This window comes from Roseibium denhamense, assembly GCF_009711415.1.
Lineage (GTDB): Bacteria > Pseudomonadota > Alphaproteobacteria > Rhizobiales > Stappiaceae > Roseibium > Roseibium denhamense.
The window spans coordinates 184758-202564 of sequence record NZ_SMLZ01000113.1; the positions used below are offsets into that span (position 1 = coordinate 184758).

The 17807-nt window shown below is 57.6% G+C and carries 18 protein-coding genes; 12 read left to right on the plus strand and 6 right to left on the minus strand.

Annotated features, from left to right (window positions below):
- Nucleotides 1–5 precede the first annotated feature (5 nt).
- From E1180_RS17220 to E1180_RS17230, 3 genes are all read left to right on the plus strand, one after another.
- A complete protein-coding gene (locus E1180_RS17220; protein ID WP_155192945.1) occupies nt 6–2216 on the plus strand; it encodes a 3-hydroxyacyl-CoA dehydrogenase NAD-binding domain-containing protein in 2211 nt (736 codons plus the stop codon).
- Between the two features lie 155 nt (nt 2217–2371).
- Nucleotides 2372–3490, plus strand: a complete 1119-nt coding sequence (locus tag E1180_RS17225; RefSeq protein ID WP_155192946.1) for an AraC family transcriptional regulator — start codon at nt 2372–2374, stop codon at nt 3488–3490.
- A 472-nt stretch (nt 3491–3962) separates the two neighbouring features.
- Complete coding sequence (locus tag E1180_RS17230; protein WP_155192949.1) at nt 3963–4241, plus strand: DUF6460 domain-containing protein; 279 nt, start codon at nt 3963–3965, stop codon at nt 4239–4241.
- 108 nt (nt 4242–4349) lie between these two features.
- Here the strand turns inward: E1180_RS17230 and E1180_RS17235 are convergent, their stop codons facing one another.
- Both E1180_RS17235 and E1180_RS17240 read right to left on the minus strand, forming a co-directional pair.
- Nucleotides 4350–5312, minus strand: coding sequence for a histone deacetylase family protein (locus tag E1180_RS17235; RefSeq protein WP_155192951.1), 963 nt, complete (start codon nt 5310–5312; stop codon nt 4350–4352).
- A gap of 115 nt (nt 5313–5427) precedes the next feature.
- Nucleotides 5428–6165: a hypothetical protein gene (locus E1180_RS17240; protein WP_155192954.1), complete on the minus strand. Its 738-nt coding sequence runs from the start codon at nt 6163–6165 to the stop codon at nt 5428–5430.
- Nucleotides 6166–6253: 88 nt separating this feature from the next.
- Between E1180_RS17240 and E1180_RS17245 the strand changes: the two genes are divergently transcribed.
- Complete coding sequence (locus E1180_RS17245; RefSeq protein WP_155192956.1) at nt 6254–6595, plus strand: winged helix-turn-helix transcriptional regulator; 342 nt, start codon at nt 6254–6256, stop codon at nt 6593–6595.
- A 50-nt stretch (nt 6596–6645) separates the two neighbouring features.
- Nucleotides 6646–7992 carry an MATE family efflux transporter gene (locus E1180_RS17250; protein WP_155192958.1) on the plus strand — a complete coding sequence of 449 codons (1347 nt, stop codon included), beginning with the start codon at nt 6646–6648 and terminating at the stop codon, nt 7990–7992.
- 13 nt (nt 7993–8005) lie between these two features.
- Here the strand turns inward: E1180_RS17250 and E1180_RS17255 are convergent, their stop codons facing one another.
- Nucleotides 8006–9100 carry a quinone-dependent dihydroorotate dehydrogenase gene (locus E1180_RS17255; protein WP_155192961.1) on the minus strand — a complete coding sequence of 365 codons (1095 nt, stop codon included), beginning with the start codon at nt 9098–9100 and terminating at the stop codon, nt 8006–8008.
- Nucleotides 9097–9441 (minus strand): DUF952 domain-containing protein, encoded by a 345-nt coding sequence (locus E1180_RS17260; protein WP_155192963.1) that lies wholly within the window; start codon nt 9439–9441, stop codon nt 9097–9099. Before E1180_RS17260 ends, E1180_RS17255 begins: the two co-directional genes overlap by 4 nt.
- A 220-nt stretch (nt 9442–9661) precedes the next feature.
- Here E1180_RS17260 and E1180_RS17265 point away from each other — a divergent pair, with 220 nt between their 5' ends.
- From E1180_RS17265 to E1180_RS17275, 3 genes are all read left to right on the plus strand, one after another.
- Complete coding sequence (locus tag E1180_RS17265) at nt 9662–10309, plus strand: LexA family transcriptional regulator (protein ID WP_155192965.1); 648 nt, start codon at nt 9662–9664, stop codon at nt 10307–10309.
- Nucleotides 10310–10328: 19 nt separating this feature from the next.
- On the plus strand, nt 10329–11237 hold the full coding sequence (locus tag E1180_RS17270; protein WP_155192967.1) for a thermonuclease family protein: 909 nt from the start codon (nt 10329–10331) through the stop codon (nt 11235–11237).
- Nucleotides 11238–11370: 133 nt separating this feature from the next.
- Entirely contained in the window at nt 11371–11877 is a 507-nt protein-coding gene (locus E1180_RS17275; protein WP_155192969.1) for an aggregation factor core, read from the plus strand.
- A 260-nt stretch (nt 11878–12137) separates the two neighbouring features.
- Here E1180_RS17275 and E1180_RS17280 read toward each other — a convergent pair whose 3' ends face one another.
- Nucleotides 12138–13796, minus strand: coding sequence for a lysine--tRNA ligase (locus E1180_RS17280; protein ID WP_155192971.1), 1659 nt, complete (start codon nt 13794–13796; stop codon nt 12138–12140).
- A 372-nt stretch (nt 13797–14168) separates the two neighbouring features.
- Between E1180_RS17280 and E1180_RS17285 the strand changes: the two genes are divergently transcribed.
- From E1180_RS17285 to E1180_RS17295, 3 genes are all read left to right on the plus strand, one after another.
- Entirely contained in the window at nt 14169–14540 is a 372-nt protein-coding gene (locus E1180_RS17285; protein WP_155193093.1) for a tellurite resistance TerB family protein, read from the plus strand.
- Between the two features lie 309 nt (nt 14541–14849).
- Nucleotides 14850–15932, plus strand: a complete 1083-nt coding sequence (locus tag E1180_RS17290; RefSeq protein ID WP_155192973.1) for an alpha/beta hydrolase family protein — start codon at nt 14850–14852, stop codon at nt 15930–15932.
- Nucleotides 15933–16080: 148 nt separating this feature from the next.
- Nucleotides 16081–16500 (plus strand): hypothetical protein, encoded by a 420-nt coding sequence (locus E1180_RS17295; protein ID WP_155192976.1) that lies wholly within the window; start codon nt 16081–16083, stop codon nt 16498–16500.
- Between the two features lie 122 nt (nt 16501–16622).
- On the opposite strand, the gene apaG is transcribed toward E1180_RS17295, so the two are convergent.
- Entirely contained in the window at nt 16623–17024 is a 402-nt protein-coding gene (apaG, locus tag E1180_RS17300) for a Co2+/Mg2+ efflux protein ApaG (RefSeq protein ID WP_283404536.1), read from the minus strand.
- 150 nt (nt 17025–17174) lie between these two features.
- Between apaG and E1180_RS17305 the strand changes: the two genes are divergently transcribed.
- Nucleotides 17175–17783: a CDP-alcohol phosphatidyltransferase family protein gene (locus E1180_RS17305; RefSeq protein WP_155192979.1), complete on the plus strand. Its 609-nt coding sequence runs from the start codon at nt 17175–17177 to the stop codon at nt 17781–17783.
- The last annotated feature ends 24 nt before the right edge of the window (nt 17784–17807 follow it).

A 17807-nucleotide genomic window follows, 5' to 3' on the forward strand; every position in this document is an offset into this window, starting at 1 on the left:
GAACAATGGCTTACAAGAATTTCACCGTTGAAACGGATGCCGACGGCTTTGCGCTGATAACCTGGGACATGCCGGAAAAATCCATGAACGTCATCGACCTATCGGTCATGGACGAACTTGACGCGGTCATTGACCAGGTTGCTGGCGACGACGGCATCAAAGGCGCTGTCATCACATCCGGCAAGTCCGCCTTTTCCGGCGGCGCCGATCTGACCATGCTGGAAGGCCTTTTGAAGGACTTTCACGTCAAGCGCGGCGATGATCCGGAAGAAGCGGCCAAGATGCTCTTTGAGGGCTCCCGCAAACTGACGCTCGTTTACAGAAAGCTGGAAACCTGCGGCAAACCGTTTGTTGCAGCGGTCAACAGCACATGCATGGGCGGCGGCACCGAACTTGCCCTCGCCTGCCATGCACGCGTCGTCGATGAAGACCTGAAAATGGGCCTGCCGGAAGTCAAGGTCGGGCTCTTCCCGGGCGCGGGCGGCACGCAGCGCGTGATGCGGATGGCCGATGGCCAGCAGGGCATGCAGTTCCTGCTGCAGGGCCGCACGTTGCGCGCACCGAATGCGAAGCAAATGAAGCTGGTGAACGAAGTCACAACCACGAAAAAACTGGTCGCCAGCGCCAAGAAAATGCTGGCAGCCGGTCTGGATCCGGTCAAGGAGTGGGACAAGAAGGGCTACAAGCTGCCGAACGGCAAGGTCTATTCCCCGGCAGGTTTCCAGTTCTGGCCGGCGGCCAACGCGATCTACCGCCGCGAGACCTTCGACAACTACCCCGGCGCCCGCTACCTCCTGCACTCCGTTGTTGAGGGCCTCCAGCTGCCGATGGATCTCGCCTTGCAGGTTGAGAGCCGCTACTTCGCCAAAGTCCTGCAGACGCCAGAAGCAGCCAACATGATCCGCTCCCTGTTCGTCTCCATGCAGGAGTTGAACAAAGGCGCGCGCCGTCCTGAAGACCAGCGCCCGAACAAGATCAAGAAAATCGGCGTTCTGGGCGCAGGTTTCATGGGCGCGGGCATTGCATACGTCACCGCACAGGCCGGGATCGAAGTCGTTTTGATCGACCGGGACCAGGAAGCTGCGGACAAGGGCAAGGCCCATTCGGAAGAGCTGATGGGCAAGGCAATCAAGCGTGGCCGCGCAACGGAAGAGCAAAAGGAAAAGCTGCTTTCCAAGATCACGGCAACCGTTGACTATGACCAGCTGGCGGAATGCGATCTGGTGATTGAGGCTGTTTTCGAAGATCGCGAGATCAAGAAGACCGTGACCGAACAAGCGGAAGCTGCCATGAAGTCGCGGGCGATCTACGCGTCCAACACGTCCACACTTCCGATCACGTCCCTCGCCCAGGCCTCCAAACGGCCGAAAAACTTTATTGGCATCCACTTCTTCTCACCAGTGGACAAGATGATGCTCGTGGAAGTGATCATGGGCAAGAAGACCTCTGACCGGGCGCTTGCCATGGCGCTCGACTACATCAAGGCCATCAAGAAGACGCCGATTGTCGTGAATGACAGCCGAGGCTTCTACACGTCACGTGTGGTGATGACCTACATCCGCGAAGGCTTGATGATGCTGGCGGACGGCGTTCCCGCGGCCATGATCGAGAACGCGGGCAAGATGGCCGGTATGCCGGTCGGGCCACTCTCACTCGGCGACGAAGTCGCACTCGACCTTGCCTGGAAAATCGTCTCTGCCACCCGCAAGGACCTCGGCGTCAAATACGTGGAAGGCCCGCTCGACAACATTTTGGAAGAAATGGTGGTCAAGCAGGAACGTTTCGGACGTAAGAACGCCAAGGGCTTCTACGACTACAAGGGCAAGGACAAGAGCCTGTGGCCAGGTATTCCGGACGTTGTCGGCCAGCCGAAGCCCGCTGAAAGCTTCAACATCGAGGAACTCAAGCAACGTCTTCTGGTGATGCAGGCGCTGGAGACAGCCCGCATTTTCGAAGAAAAATGCCTGACCGATGTTCGCGAAGCAGATGTCGGCTCGATCCTGGGCTTCGGGTTTGCGCCTTATACCGGAGGAACCCTCAGCTATATCGACATGATGGGCACCACCGCCTTTGTGGACCTTTGCAAGAAGTTCACAAAGAAATGGGGACCGCGCTTCAAGCCGAACAAGCTGCTGCGGGACATGGCGAAGGAAAACGAGCGCTTCTACGGCAAGTTTGCGCCAAAGGCCGAAGCGGCTCAAAAAGACGCGGCCTGACCCATCAAGATACCGCCTTCTCCGGAGGGCGGTATCTGCCGTTCTGCGGTCACAAGATCGTATATTTTTGGCCAATTGCGCCAAAACTTGCGTAAGACTGTCCAGTGATGCAAAGTTGCAGCAGGGTGGACTGCACGGGCCAGCTGGAGTTTCGAATGCCAATTGAAGGCGAATGGGCGCGCGCAGACGTGTTCCGGGTCCTGCGGGATGTGTGTGCCAAAGACAATCTTGATTGGCCGCACATTGCGGAAACGTATAAATTCGACCTCGCTCTTTTAGATGACCCGCAAGGGATCGTTTCCATTCCAGCATGGCATGGCGTGTTTGAGTACGCCGCCGAGCGCCTTGGCAATGACGCCATCATGTTCGACCTCTTCAACAATGTCGAAATTGGCTGCTTCTCCATATTTGACTATCTGTTTGCATGCGCCCCGACCCTGCGCGAAGCCTGCCAGGCATGGGCCAAATTCATGCCGATCCGGACCAACGCCTACGAATTGACCTTCAAGGAAACGGAAACAGGGGCCTATGTTGAGTGGCCAATCCTGCACGGCCGGGGCGAGTGGCGGCAGAACATGTTCGCCCGTATCGGCTGGGCAACGCAGCAGATCGAGCTTGCCCTCGATATGGCCGTCCCGCCGATCCTGATTGAGATTGCAGCGGCCGAACCGGAAAGCCAGTCGAACTTCCAGCGCAAGTATCAGGGGCGTCTCAAGTTCGGAGCCGCCGCCAACCGCATTTCCTTCCCGAAGACGCTTCTGGGACAGCCGCTCCGGCGGAACGATCCCAATCTCTACGCCATCATCATGAATTCGGCGACCAGCGAGCTCAACCATTTCGGTCAATTCGAATCGCCGCTGTCCCGCATTGCCAATGAAGTCGCAGCCAGCTTGACCCAGGGCGCTACCACGCTGCCGGCCATTGCCAACAAACTGGGGATGTCCCAGCGCGCGGTGCAGCGCCTCTTGGAAAAGGAAGGCACCAGCTTCCGCAAACTCAACGAAGAAATCCGCAGATCTGCGGCGGAACGTTACCTCAAGAGCACCGATATGCCGATGAAGGAAATCGCATATCTGCTCGGTTTTTCCGAACTCAGCACCTTCTCACGGGCCGTAAAGAGCTGGTTTGGAGTCTCGCCACGCAAGGTGCGGGATATGAGCGGATTTCGGCAGTGGCAAAGACAATCCCTCTCGGCACCCCCGCCCGACGCCGACAACGGCCAGACGAACACCGTGCTTGAGCCTGATGTGCGCATGTCAGCTTTTGAGGAATGAAGCACGATGCGGGATCGGGCAATACCGCACCGTGCCAGGAGAACGTTTTCGCCTGCCGGACTGAGAAACTCCTGTTCCCATTCGGACCCTGACACCGGACATGCTGGCTGCGGATGCCGTTCCGATCCCAAGGGGCAAGCTACCCTGACTGCGTGTGAGTTACCCTCAGGCAAGCCGTATCATGGGGCCGGCCGCCTTGTGTCTTTCGCAGTACAAGCTGGAAGAAGGTCACGTGCACGAGTGTGGGATATTCGTTGATTACGTCTCACAACTTCCAGAGACGATACATATGATATTCTGAAACTTCTGTCTTTGCAGGTTACGAACGAGTATTTTGCCAATTGCGCCACCCCGTACAATTAATCCCGGCGTGTCCTGCCGTATTATGCGGTTAAGAACCGGTCATCCGCGTTGCAATTGCCCGTCCACCTTCCTAACTTTCAAAACAGCGGGACAATCGCAGGAGAAATACATGTCCGAGAACAGCTTGAACCGATTCCTCGGCGGCACGCCCGCGCAGGTTCTGCTGCGTCTTGTGTTCTTGTCTTTCGTTGTCGGCGTCATTCTGTCCGCGCTCGATATTGCCCCGCTAGACCTCATCGACATGGCGGTAAATTTCGTCGTCCGGCTGTGGAACCTGGGCTTTGACGCTCTGGGCCGGATCGGAAGCTACTTTGTGATCGGCGCTGTCGTCGTGATCCCGATCTGGCTTTTGACGCGTCTGTTTTCCATGGGAAAATCAGGCTCTTAAGCGGTTGCCACGACCGTTTTGAGCAAAACTAAGCGGCTGATCGGACCTGGTTCTGCTTGGCAGAATCCCCTTGCAAAACCCCAAAGGACTCGGCCGCTGGTCTCCGCATCAAGTCTTGTTGCCGGCAAGCAAGCCCGTGGAAGCTTCCAGTTGACGGCCTTTGGCGTCGCAACACACCGAAAGTGCGGCGCGGTGCAAGGTTGCATGCCGGTCCGCCAGCTCATCAATGTCGGTGGAGTATCCCCCGCCCAGAACCCCGGCAAGTGGTATCCCGGCCTCCCTGACGGAGCCGATGACCATGAGTTCGCGCCGCAGGAGGCCTTCCCGGCTGAGGGAAAGACGGCCCAGGCGGTCCCCGGCATAAGGATCGACCCCGGCATTGTAGAAAACGATATCCCAGGCGTCCCGGGCCAGCAGCCCCGGCAAAACCTGCGCCAATTTTTCCAGATAGGCCTCATCCCCAACGCCGTCGGGCAAACCGATGTCCTGATGAGAAGGCACTTTTCTCACCGGATAATTCTTCTGCGAATGCATGGAGAATGTGAAGACATCAGGATCACCGGAGAAGATGTCTGCCGTTCCATCGCCCTGGTGAACGTCGAGATCAATCACCAGTGCCTTGCGGATGGCACCGTCGGCTTGCATCACCTTGATTGCAACAGCAACATCATTGAACACACAGAAGCCGGCACCATGGGCCCGGCGGGCATGGTGGCTCCCTCCGGCTGTGTTGCAGGCAAGACCGTGTTCCAGTGCCAGATAACCTGTCAGAACACTTCCGCCCGTCGCGCATCTTGCACGAAGCGCGATGTCTTCGCGCATGGGAAACCCGATTTCACGGGCAATCCGGTCGGGCACCTGTGTGTTGAAGACCTGATCCACGTAAGACGGGTCATGAGCCAGCGCGACCCACTCAAAGGGCGCTGGCCGGGGCCGTACAAAATCTCCTCCGCCCAGCAAACCCTGTGTGCGAATGAGGTCCGCAAGCGCCCGGAATTTGTCCATCGGGAAACGGTGATTGGCAGGCAGATCGGCGCAATAGGCCGGGTGGTGAACGATCGGAAGGTTCATCGCCACACTATAGCGGGTTCTTGAATGCCAGCTAACCTTGCATGAGGACAAAACAGAAGCTTCTTTTTCGCTGGCGGCGCTGTTGCCACCGCCAGCTTGGACGTGTTCCCGGTGTTTACGCCGGAGCTGTTTCCGGATGGCCGCGGCGGCTCAACCGCAAAATTGAAAACACATGAGCCGCCAGGAAAATCGGTACGAAGAACAGCGGGAAAAGGGCCAGCGGGTACTGGTTTGCAATGTTGGGCTCGGAAAACGCCAAAACTTGAAGAGGCCCGGCAGACGTTGCTATTCCAGTCCCCACCGCGACAGCAAAATCGAGCAGCCCAATAATGTTGGCCCGCCAAACCAGCCGTTCCGCATTCGCAGAGCCTGCCTGAAGAGCATTGAAGGCCTGCAAGGCCGCAATCCCTGCCCAGACGTCGCCGACGCCGGCCGGCAGCGCAAACTGCCATGGAATATCCCCAGCCGCCCAACCGACCAAAAAAACAAAACCGATAACCCTCGGGATTTGAAACCCGATGAGGATCCGTTGATCAGCACCAGCTAAAATATTCCGCCCAAGTCGGGTTGCCCTGCCCATCAGCACCAGAAGAAGCGGTCCCGAAATGAGAAAAGCGGCAAGGTATCCGGCAGGCAAGATTGCGCCGCTTCCCCCTAAAAACCCAGGGCTTAGCAGATAGACCGTTAGCCCGTGCCAAACTCCGAAAAGAAGGCCCAGGACGATGAGTGCGGGAGCCGTCTCCCGCCAGGACAGGCTCATCCGGCTGGCGGCCAACGCGGCAGCCAAAACCGCGAAAACCGGCAACACCGTTGCCAGGCTACGAACATAAATATCCAGGAACAGCATGAACATCACATAACTCCGTTAGTTCCTAATTGATAGCAACTACAAATTTGATAGTGACTTCACAAATTACAAGCCCCTCACTAAATTGACCCTCATGAAAATTACATCACGCCAGAACTGTCCCATCCGCCGCGCGACCAGCGTTTTGAGCGATCAATGGTCTTTCCTCATCATCCGGGAGTTTTTCCTGGAAGGAAAACGCCGCCGTTTTCAGGACCTTCAAAGCGAGCTGGGGCTATCTCCAAACACACTGTCCAACAGGTTGAAGCGCCTCGAGCAGCAAGGTGTCATCGAACGGCAAATCTATTCCGACCATCCGCCCAGGGCAGAATACGTTTTAACTTCAAAAGGAAACGCGCTCGCTCCGATTATGAATGCGCTCTACGATTGGGGCACCGAGTATCCAGACACGAACGGTGAGGATCGTAATGGTTGACGTGGCAGGCACTGCACGCTCATAAGGGCTTACCTTTCAAAAGGCCCGCCATGTCACAGCCCCGTCACGACCCCTCCATCACCGCAGAGCCGTTTAGCGTCACCCACAGATCGGTTCTTGCGATCGCCATTCCGATGACGCTCGGCTATCTCTCCACGCCGCTGCTTGGCCTCGTGGACATGGCCGTCATCGGGCGCCTCGGGGACGCAGCGCTCATTGGCGGCATAGCCGTTGGTGGTGTGATTTTCGATCTGGTCTTCACAACCTTCAATTTCTTGAGGTCCGGTACCACCGGCCTCACCGCGCAGGCACTCGGCGCCCGCAATGACCAAGAAATCAAGGCCACATTGCTACGTGCCTTGTTGCTCGCGGGTGCCTTTGGCCTGGCCGTGATCGTTCTGAGCGCCCCGCTGCTCGCGCTCGGGCTTTGGTTCCTGGGAGGCAGTGACGAGGTCCAGGCGGCAACCGCCCGATACTTCGAAATCCGTATCCTGAGCGCGCCGTTCCTGCTGGCCAATTACGCTTTCCTCGGCTGGTTTATCGGCCTTGGCCGCGCCGGAACCGGTTTGGCTCTGCAGCTGTTCTTGAACGGCCTGAACATTGTCCTCAGCGTCTTTTTGGTTTTAGGGCTTGGCTGGGGCGTTGAAGGTGTTGCCTGGGCGACCGTTGTCAGTGAGATCGCGGCTGCAGGTCTTGGCGCCGGTCTCGTACTCGTCACCCAGAAACGCAAGACCTGGCCAACCGTAGCCGTGATTTTGGACCGGCGCTTGGTCCTGCGCATGATGGCACTCAACCGCGACATCATGATCCGCTCGTTTACGCTGTTGTTTGCATTCGCGTTTTTCATGGCACGGTCCGCCGATCAGGGCGATACAATTCTCGCTGCCAATGCGATCCTTGAAAAATTCATCATGGTGGCGGCCTTCTTTCTCGATGGCCTAGCCGCCGCAGCCGAACAACTCGCTGGCCGCGCCGTTGGCGCTAGACACCGCCCGGCATTTGACCGCACTTTGAAGCTGACCGCTCTGTGGAGCTTTGCGCTTGCAGGCATCCTGGCCGTGCTTTTCTGGCTGTTTGGCCCGATGCTGATCGCGTTCATGACAACGTCTCAGGAGGTGCGCGCGTTTGCCGAAACATTCCTGATCTGGGCTGTGTTCGCGCCGCTCTTCGGCGTGCTCGCGTTTCAGATGGACGGGGTGTTTATCGGGGCAACCTGGTCCACGACAATGCGCAATATGATGCTGATCTCGCTTGCGGTCTATCTTGCGGCCTACTACGCGCTCTTTCCAGCCTTCGGCAATCACGGCCTGTGGGCCGCATTCCTGTTGTTTTTCGGCATAAGGGGCGTCAGCCTTCTGCTCGCCTGCAAGGGGCGGGCAGACGCAACGTTTTCTTGAGGCGGCAGGCTGATCAGGTGTCCTTTTGGGCCCATGTATCAACGGCCGTATCCCGCGCAGCGCGGAGATCCGGAAGGCCTTGCTCATCCAACTTGCGGGACAAGCCAGACAGAATTTCAGTAACCAGCCCTGCCCCCTTGAAGACAAGCGCCGAATAGAGCTGAAGCAGATCCGCCCCTGCGGTGATCTTTGCCCAGGCCGTTTCAGCGCTGTCGATCCCGCCAACGCCGACAATTGGCAGGTCCGGCCCGGCCAGTTTGCGCGCGCGCGCAAGCATGACCGTTGATTTGTGGAACAGAGGCCGGCCTGACAATCCCCCCGCTTCTGAATGCGGTCCATGTCCGCTCAGGCCGTCACGTGAAATGGTCGTGTTGGAGACGATCAGGCCATCAACATTTTTGGCCACCACTTCTTCGACTATGTCCTGCAGATCACCATCGGCCACATCGGGGGCGATTTTCAACAGGACCGGAACCCGGCGGCCGAGCTTATGTGTGCACTCGTCCCGTGCGGAAATCACGCCTGTCAGAAGATCGGCCAGAGCAGACCGGGCCTGCAGGTCGCGCAGGCCGGGTGTATTGGGCGAGGAAATGTTGACCGTGAAATAGGAGGCGATATCCGCAAATGCATGAATGCCTGCGACATAGTCGGCATTGCGGTCATCCGCGTCCTTGTTTGCTCCCACATTCACGCCGACGATTCCGGTGGCCCGCTTGCGCGCATCCAGGCGGCGGCGGAGCGCCTCGTGCCCGTCATTATTGAACCCAAACCGGTTGATGACGCCTTCGTCTTCCGGCAGCCGGAAAACGCGGGGCTTGGGGTTACCCGGTTGCGGCAAAGGTGTGACAGAGCCGGCTTCCGTGAAGCCAAATCCCAGTTTCAAGAGCGCGTCCGGAACTTCGCCATTCTTGTCGAAGCCTGCGGCCATTCCGAGCGGATTTTCGAAACGAAGGTCCCAGAGCTTGACCGCAAGCCTGGCATCCGCCGGGGAACGCCGCGCCGGGAGAAGCCCTGTTTTCAAACCCTGAATTGTCACGCGGTGGGCCGTTTCCGCGTCCAGATAGCTGAGTCCCTTCAACAATGCGGCATCCAACCAGGACAGTGTCATGCGGACAACTCCGGAAAAACGTGGCTTCCATCTTCCGAGAGCGGCAGCTCCTTCACCCAAAGGGCCGATGCCGGGTCCAGATCCCTGTAGAGGTGCGGAAACAACGCGCCGCCGCGGGACGGCTCCCATTTGAGCGCATCTCCAAACGCCCCTGCATCAAAGGCAGCCAGCAACAGCCCACTCTGAGCGGCAAAATGCTTGGCAGCTGTTTCCCAGACCTGATCCGCCGTGGAGAAATGAATGAAACCATCAGCCAAATCGACCGGAGCCCCCTTGAAAACCGTTTCGGCGAGCGCCGTTTCCCAGAGCGATTTCGGAACGATTTTGAAAACCAGTGTCATAAGATCCCCTTGGCCATCCCTATCCAGTGCCGGAGTGCCGGAGCTTGCTGAACAGCTGCCCGGTTCCCGGCCGGACGGTAACGGCGACACTCGCCAACAGCAAGCAAGGCCATGGGCTTATCGCCTGCCGGTTTGCATTTTCCGCAGGAAAAAACCAGACTTCCTATTCACGGCAAAGGCATTTATTCCTGTCTGACACCTTCACGGGAGGCTGGCATCCATGCTGTCGCATGAAAAAGTCTGGGCGGCTATTGACGCACTGGCCTCTCAAAACGGTTTGACACCTTCCGGCCTCGCGCGCCGGGCCGGGCTTGATCCGACAACTTTTAACCGGTCCAAGCGGGTTGCTGCGGATGGACGCCCACGATGGCCATCAACGGAATCGCTAGCCAAGATCCTCGACGCAACTGGCGAAGGCTTGAAGAGCTTCGCAGCGCGGATTGAACGGTCTGGGGCCGCCGGCCCCGCGCAGACGGCTATGGAGCTTCCCGGCGTACCAATGGCCGGCTTCAAGGATGTTGGGGAACAGGCCTTTGACACCAGCGGACGGCCCACCGGCGCAAGCTGGACACGGCTGACAAGCTTTCTGGCCCCATCCAAATGCGAGTTCGCGCTCCAGGTTTCCGGCGATGAGATGCTGCCGCTCTACCGAAAAGGCGACATCATTATCGCAGATCCAAGCATTGCGACGCGCAAGGGCGACCGCGTGGTCGTGAAAACCAGCAAGTCCGATCTCTCGGTCTATACCTTATCGCAGCGCACGCCTCAGGGCATGGTTTTCAGAACAATCGGGGACAACCCCCAATCGCTTACGGTTGCCCACTCGGCAATTGAGTGGACTGCCCGTATTATTTGGGCCAGCCAATAGTCTCCAAGGGTCCGGTTTCATGTCGATCCGCTCTCTCATCGCACCTGTCCTTTTGGTCACAGCATTCAGCGGCGGTGTGGCTTGGCTGCTGCTGGCAGAGCCTCCCGAGGTCAAAAGCAACGCGGAGACAAACCCTGCTCCGGCGGAACAGCAGACGCTTTCAAGTGCCGTCAAAGCGAACTCCGCAGAACAGGCCCCTGACGATGAAACGGCGGCCGCCAGCCAGGCGCCGCTGCCGGATGCTATCCGCGATGTGTCTCCTGAAGGCGTGTCCGCACCGGAAGTGACCGGCAGCTTGACCCGGATCGAGCCTTCTGAGCGGTATCTGGAACTGAAGAACCCGCCGGTAGACCCCATACCGGACGGACCGTTGGAACTCGTCCGGGTTCAGGTTCCGGATGCGGGGCACATCCTCTCGGAGCGCCTCTTGATCCAACTGGCGCACATCACCCCGCTTGCCGCCGATGAAACTTGCGTCTCGCGGCTGGGCGGGTCCTGGCCTTGCGGGGTCCGGGCCAGAACCTTCCTGCGCGGCCTTGTCCGGCAGTTCAAGATTACCTGCGAAAAGATTGAAGACCTTGAGCCACAAAAAATCCTTGCCACATGCCAGCGCGGGTCCATTGACCTGAGCGCGCGCCTTGTGCGCTACGGCTGGGCGGATCCTACAGACGACGCCCCGCAAGAATACCAAATCCTGGCAGAGGAAGCCCGGGCCAAGAAGATTGGAAAGTGGCAGTCGGAATGGCTCGCGGAGCTCCCCGAACCTGCCTGGTCTACCCAGGATGTGCCAGATCTGCCTGATTTGTCAGACTTGGAGCCTGAGATCGTCGAATGGAGCTTGCGCACCACCCCGGAAACAGAGGCTGGGCCGGTAGATAGTATCCCGGGTCCAAGTGATCTGCAAAACCTCAACATAAGCCCGAATTGACGCGGTCTGGACCCGGTATAAGCGTCACGGTCGGCCACGGGGGCAAGTGCAGATTCTCCGGGATGTCATCGGCCGATTGCAAACCGCGGTCTCCGGCCACGCGTATGCTGATCGGAGAATGATGGAGATCAGCATGCGGATGATTGCAACACTTGGCATTGCCCTCACGGTTTCTGTGCCTGCCCTTGCGGACCTGAGCGTCCGGTTTGACGAAGGCGCGCCAAAGGACCGGTTCACGATTTCAGCATCAGGCGGCTGCGACATCAGCGGGCCGATGACCGTCACCATAGACCTCAAGCCGTCTCCCTATGGCCTGATCTTCGACACCACGTCCAGCGGAGCCGGCGTTCAGGTGTTTCAGCCGTTCGAGATCACCGACGGGCGTGGCAATCTGTCTGCCCTTCCTGAAGTCAAAGACGGTGACAACCGGATTGATCTGGATGTGAAAGGGCTCCGGACTTTTGAGAAAATCTCCTTCACCATCGATGTCGATGACACTGTGCAGAACCGGGAAATCACAGTATCGAATGGCGAGATAACAGGCGCGAAGGTCGTCGCCTTGCGCGATGGCATGCGATCCGAAGCGGCATTCGGTCCGGATGCTGTCGCAACGCTCAAGATGACGGACTGCGTGTCTTAGAGCACATTGCATTTTACCGGTGTCGTCTTCAACTTTCTGAATTCAATGATTTCAACGCAAGAGACGGCACGAGATGAATTCACATTAATGCGACACGTGCCAAACAAAAACGGCAGCCGTTTTCCGGCTGCCGGAGGCCTCTCAGGGAAGTAGCTTCGCCCAGAGCATCGGGCGTTTTTTTGCAACGCCCAAAGATGCTCGACCACCTCACAATCGATCAGCTTCGGGTATAAATCTATCCCGATTTGCCGCCCGCTGATCTAGTCAGCCAGCTCGCCCGCCAACGCCTTGCGGATCATCTCGCGGGTTTCCGCGATCCCGTATAGAGCGACGAACGAGCCGAAGCGCGGACCTTTTTCCTGTCCGAGCAACAGCTGATAAAGGGCTGAGAACCAAGTCACAGAGACGCCTGGGCCACCGTCAGGGCTTTTCTTGTTGTGGTCCTGATAGCGCTCGATTGAACGGGCAACCGACAAGACCTCGTCCTGAATGGCGGCTCCATCGGCACCTTCGGCAAGGGCTGCCAATTTGGCATCCAGCGCCTCAAGGGCGGCCCGCTCTACATCATCCGGCGCCTTGAACACTTTGGAAGGCTTGACGAAGTCGTCGAAGTACCGGATCGCAAAGCCGACCAGTGCGTCAAGATGCGGATGCGTTTCAGCCGTGACACCCGGTGCATAACGGGAAATGAAGGCCCAGAGCACGTCCTTGTTTTCCGCATTGGACGCCGACACAAGATTGAGCAGCATTGCGAAAGGCACCGGCATGTCGATTGCGGGAACCGCACCGGAATGGATGTGCCATGCCGGGTTCGCCAGCTTCTGCTCGACCGGCATCTGCGCGAATTTCTGCGCAAAGGTGTAGTACTCATCAACCGCTTTCGGGATGACGTCGAAATGCAGCTTCTTCGCGGTCCGTGGCTTCTGGAACATGTAAAGCGCTAGGCTTTCCGTCGGCGCGTAGGTCAGCCATTCATCGATGGTGAGACCATTGCCCTTGGACTTTGAGATTTTTTCGCCCTTGTCGTCGAGGAAAAGCTCGTAGACGTAGTGCTCCGGCGCAACACCGCCGAGAACCTTACAGATCTTGTCGTAGACCTGCATGTTCGGCCCGTGATCCTTGCCGAACATTTCAAAATCAACACCAAGCGCGGCCCAGCGGGCACCGAAATCGGGCTTCCACTGCAGTTTGACGTTCCCACCTGTCACGGACAGCGTGGTCTCTGTGCCATCCTCGTCGTCGAAGGTGATCGTGCCTTCCTTGGCATCGACGTTCTTCATCGGAACATAAAGAACCCGGCCCGATTTTGGCGAGATCGGCAAGAACGGCGAATAGGTCGCCTGACGCTCTTCCCCAAGTGTGGGGAGCATAACGTCCATGATTTTCTGATACCGCTCGACGGCGCGCAGAAGAATCTCGTCGAACTGACCGGACTTGTAATATTCGGTGGCGCTGATGAACTCGTAATCGAAGCCGAATGTGTTCAAGAACCGGCGCAGCATCGCGTTGTTGTGATGGCCGAAGCTTTCATATTCTCCGCCGAAAGGGTTCGGAACAACCGTCAAAGGCATCTGCAAATAGGGTTCGAGCGCTGCCCGGTCCGGTACATTTTCCGGTATCTTACGCATACCGTCCATGTCGTCGGAAAAGCAGATCAAGCGTGTCGGGATCTTGTCTCCAGTCAGCAGCCGGAAGGCGGTGCGCACCATGGTCGTGCGGGCAACCTCGCCGAAGGTCCCGATATGCGGCAGGCCCGATGGTCCGTAGCCGGTTTCAAACAGGACCGGCACCGACGAATCCCGCTTCTCGACGCGTTTGACGAGTTTTCGCGCTTCCTCGAACGGCCAGGCCTTTGAAGTCCGGGCCGCCTCGATAAACTCTTGCGAAAGGTCAAGCGGAGTCAGGGATTGGTCGGTCATGTTTCTAATCGTTTTCGGTTGTTTGGAATAAGCGGCAAACGGGTGCCAAAAGCGCAATATCACCGATTGCTGCGGCGCGACACTAGAAAAGCGGGCGAACGCCGTCAATTGCCGCTTCGGCGCAAAATCAGTCCGAATTTGCCGCTCCAGAGCCTTCAGCGTTCAGGTGCACGGCGACAAAAGCCTTTACCTACTCACCATCGTTCAGCTTTTGGCAGTTTTGGCGGCCGTCCTGAGAAGCCCCTCATCTCGCGTGACTTGAAGCTTCCTTGGTTACCGATTACACCGAAGCCAACAGAGTTATCTTGCGCGTGGAGATTAAGCGTGACCGGACAAGACCCGATCAGTATTGAAGAAGCCCTCATCTATGTCATGGTGATCGTGTCCGCCTCGGACAACGCGATGACCGACAGCGAACTTGCCTCGATCGGTGATATGATCAAGACGCTTCCCGTATTCGAAAACTACGACGAGCGGAACGTCATCCCAGCCGCCCAGCGCTGCGGAGATATTCTGCAAGAGGAAAATGGGCTCTCACTGGTGCTCGAACTGGTCGGCGATATTCTGCCGTCCAAGTTCTACGACACCGCTTACGCCCTCGGTGTCGAGGTCGCGGCCGCCGATCTGCACATTGAAGCTGAAGAACTCCGTGTTCTCCAGCTCCTGCGGGACCGCTTCGGTCTGGACAAACTTACAGTCGCCGCAATTGAACGGGGCGCCATCGCACGGCACCGCAGGCATTAGATCCACAGACATAAGCTCAGCTGGCGGTAAACCGGACCTGATGTAAGCTCAGACCCTGACGCCGATAGCTGATCAATGGTTGACTGGTTGAGCATCTTTGGGCGTTTCTTTCACAACGCCCGATGTTGTGATCTCCCCTATTTCCGCTTTCGGATTGGACCCGGCTGCTCTCAACCGCAGCCGGACCATCGCCGTTGGCTTTGACGGCGCGTCGACAGGATATTCATCAGCACGTTCGACCTTGCGAAACACCACGAGACACCCCACATCGCGTACGTTGAACTTATATAAATTTCGCCTCAGGGTTTTATGAAAATTTTCCGACGCGCTTTGCTCTGGCTCACTGGGGCCATCTCGCTGATCGTTTTGTTTGGTGCCGGTCTTCTGTTCCTCACAAATGTTTCGGACTTTGACCTCGCCGGTTTCAAGTCTGAAAACATATCCTTCCCGCATGGCGGCGCGACCATCAGCGGCACTCTTCATTTGCCCCATGAAGACAATCCGCCGCTTCTGGTCCTTGTACATGGCGACGGACCGCAGGACCGGTACGCGGGTGGCAGCCTGCTCCCACTCATGCGTGTGCTTCTGGAGAATGGCATCGCTGTCTATTCCTGGGACAAACCCGGCATCGGGGCCAGCTCCGGAAACTGGCTCGACTACTCGATGCAAGACCGGAGCGAATTGGCGGCCCAAGCGGTCACCAAACTGTCGAGCCATCCGGACAACCGTTTCGCCAGCATCGGCATTCTCGGCTTTTCACAAGCCGGCTGGGTCTTGCCCGGCCTTGCTCTTCGGGAAACAGCCGCGTCCCATTTCATTCTCGTCGGCGGCGCGGTGAACTGGCTGCGGCAAGGCAGTTATTTTACACGCATCCGCCTGGAACAAGAGGGCGTTTCAGACGGTGTAATCGAGCAGATCATCGCGGAAGAAACCCGGCGAAACCGGGATATTAAGGCGTCAGCACACAGTTATGAGGCATACCTGTCGTCGTTTGACGGCAAAGGGCAGCCCATGTCCGAAAACCGTTTCAACTTTGTCCGGAAGAACATGAATTCCGATGCGAGCGAAACGCTCCGGCAGGTCCGGAAACCCTTCCTAACGATCCATGGTTCACATGACCTGAATGTCGATCCGGAGTTTAATCCTCAAGAGTACCGGCGTCTTCTGGCAGCGGGCGGCGCAAGCACTGAAACTGTTGTCATTGCCAATGCGACACACGGGTTATTGAAGGCAGACCCCTTCAATTACCAACTGCCGGATGAAATGCCGATCTGGACCCAGGCTTGGTTTGTCCTGTCGGGGCGCAACGCCTACGCTCCCGGCGCTTTGGACCAAATCCTTTCATGGACACTTCAGGCGCCTGGCCACACGCCTACCATGACCGGCGGCTGACCCAGTTTCCGATACCGGTTCCATACAAACTGACTAAAAAACAGACTGTTCTTTATACCAATCTCTAAACCCGGCTGGCCTATGTCCGAAAGAGGGCTGTGCGCATGCGACTGGCTCAGGTGTTCATCACATCAATGCGGGGCACAGTTTGTACAGGCAAGGCACCTATAACCGGCATCTGCGCGACTATTCGGGACTGGAGCGTCCACTGCGGCGGCGGCGCCGCGACATAAAACTGAGGGCCTATCAGCCCCGGCAAATCCGGACCGCACGCAGTCAGGCATTCACGTCAAAAGCGAATTGGGGGGCCCGCATGATGATTGCGTTTGCCGGCTGGCTTTTCGGTGTTGCCGCAGATTCGCTGGTCATGTTCGCAACCGATCACTTTGCGCTCGCCAAGAACAGGGATCCCGATCTGTTCGCAATCGTGCTCGGCACCGGTTTTACAGGCCTTGCCCTTTATGTGGTCTTCGCTGCCCTGTTTGTGGCGCTCCTGACCGCATTCAACCGGCGCAAATGGATCCTCTGGATCAATCTCGGTTTTATCGCTGGACTGCTCAGTACTTAGAGCATCGGACATTTGTCAGAAACGCCCGAAATTTCTGAGCCATTCCACAATCTGTCAGCCATTAGCGGTCATTCGGTTCCAGTTTATAACCGGCTGATCTAACTCCGGGCGGACAGTGCCGCTCAGTTCAGGCTGTGAACCGCGTCCGGCAAATCCAGCGAAAATGCGGGGATTTTGACTTCAAAAGCCGACCCGTCAGCATGTTCCAGATAGTAGGCCCCGGCCATGATCCCGGAATCAGTCTGAAGCGGGCAGAGCGACGAATACTCATACGTCTCACCCGGCTCGATGACGGGCTGCTCGCCAACAACGCCTTCGCCACTGACTTCCTCGACACGGCCCAAAGCATCGGTGATCCGCCAATACCGCTTCATCAGCTGAACCGGTTGCGATTGCCCATTATGGATCTCGACCATGTAGGCCCAGACATAGGAGCCCTCATCCGGCTTCGATTCATCGTCCAGGTAATATGGCTCAACCGTAACAACGATATCTTCTGTGGTGGCGCGGTAACTGCCCGACACGATTATTCCTTCAAGTGTGTTGCTAAGCCTGCAGTGTTCGGCAAAGGCTTATAAGGCGATTGACACAAGCGTGAAAGAGAGTTGCTTGCCGGAACCGCCCGATTTGCGCAATACCGCGACATACCGTTAAACGAAGCAGCTGTCCATTTCATGTTTGATGCCCGATTACGCCCGCTTATCGACCCGCCTCTAAACCGTGCAGGCCAGCTTCTCGCCCGGCGCGGCGTGTCGGCAAATGCGATGACACTCGGCGGTTTTGCACTGGGAATAGCCGCTGCTGTGTCAGTCGCGGCCGGGCTGTTCTGGCTCGGTTTCCTGTTGATCGCTCTCAACCGCCTTGCCGATGGTCTGGATGGGGCAATTGCCCGGCACACGGATAAGACCGATAGCGGCGGCTATCTGGACATAACCCTGGACTTCGTTTTCTACGGCGCCATCCCTTTGGCCTTTGCCATCCATGACCCGGGGGCCAACGCACTGGCAGCAGCTGCGCTTCTGTTCAGTTTTTATGCCAACGGTTCAGCGTTTCTGGCCTTTGCCGTCATGGCGGAAAAGCGCGGATTATCGACCGATGCACAGGGACAAAAATCCCTGTTTTACATCAGTGGCCTGGCGGAAGGTGCCGAGACGATTGCCTTGTTCCTGCTGATGGCGCTGCTGCCCGGCTGGTTTCCGGTTCTTGCCTGGGGCTTTGCAGCGGTCTGCACGGTGTCTGCCGGTGCGAGGATCTTCAACGGTGTGAGTGCGCTGCGCGCATGATCTCTGGCGGCACGAAGCTCCGGT

Bases quoted from the DNA above. Each gene is read 5' to 3' on its own strand.
- E1180_RS17220 (WP_155192945.1), top strand. From the start codon at position 6: ATGGCTTACAAGAATTTCACCGTTGAAACGGATGCCGACGGCTTTGCG.
- E1180_RS17225 (WP_155192946.1), top strand. From the start codon at position 2,372: ATGCCAATTGAAGGCGAATGGGCGCGCGCAGACGTGTTCCGGGTCCTG.
- E1180_RS17230 (WP_155192949.1), top strand. From the start codon at position 3,963: ATGTCCGAGAACAGCTTGAACCGATTCCTCGGCGGCACGCCCGCGCAG.
- E1180_RS17235 (WP_155192951.1), bottom strand. From the start codon at position 5,312: ATGAACCTTCCGATCGTTCACCACCCGGCCTATTGCGCCGATCTGCCT.
- E1180_RS17240 (WP_155192954.1), bottom strand. From the start codon at position 6,165: ATGTTCATGCTGTTCCTGGATATTTATGTTCGTAGCCTGGCAACGGTG.
- E1180_RS17245 (WP_155192956.1), top strand. From the start codon at position 6,254: ATGAAAATTACATCACGCCAGAACTGTCCCATCCGCCGCGCGACCAGC.
- E1180_RS17250 (WP_155192958.1), top strand. From the start codon at position 6,646: ATGTCACAGCCCCGTCACGACCCCTCCATCACCGCAGAGCCGTTTAGC.
- E1180_RS17255 (WP_155192961.1), bottom strand. From the start codon at position 9,100: ATGACACTGTCCTGGTTGGATGCCGCATTGTTGAAGGGACTCAGCTAT.
- E1180_RS17260 (WP_155192963.1), bottom strand. From the start codon at position 9,441: ATGACACTGGTTTTCAAAATCGTTCCGAAATCGCTCTGGGAAACGGCG.
- E1180_RS17265 (WP_155192965.1), top strand. From the start codon at position 9,662: ATGCTGTCGCATGAAAAAGTCTGGGCGGCTATTGACGCACTGGCCTCT.
- E1180_RS17270 (WP_155192967.1), top strand. From the start codon at position 10,329: ATGTCGATCCGCTCTCTCATCGCACCTGTCCTTTTGGTCACAGCATTC.
- E1180_RS17275 (WP_155192969.1), top strand. From the start codon at position 11,371: ATGCGGATGATTGCAACACTTGGCATTGCCCTCACGGTTTCTGTGCCT.
- E1180_RS17280 (WP_155192971.1), bottom strand. From the start codon at position 13,796: ATGACCGACCAATCCCTGACTCCGCTTGACCTTTCGCAAGAGTTTATC.
- E1180_RS17285 (WP_155193093.1), top strand. From the start codon at position 14,169: ATGGTGATCGTGTCCGCCTCGGACAACGCGATGACCGACAGCGAACTT.
- E1180_RS17290 (WP_155192973.1), top strand. From the start codon at position 14,850: ATGAAAATTTTCCGACGCGCTTTGCTCTGGCTCACTGGGGCCATCTCG.
- E1180_RS17305 (WP_155192979.1), top strand. From the start codon at position 17,175: ATGTTTGATGCCCGATTACGCCCGCTTATCGACCCGCCTCTAAACCGT.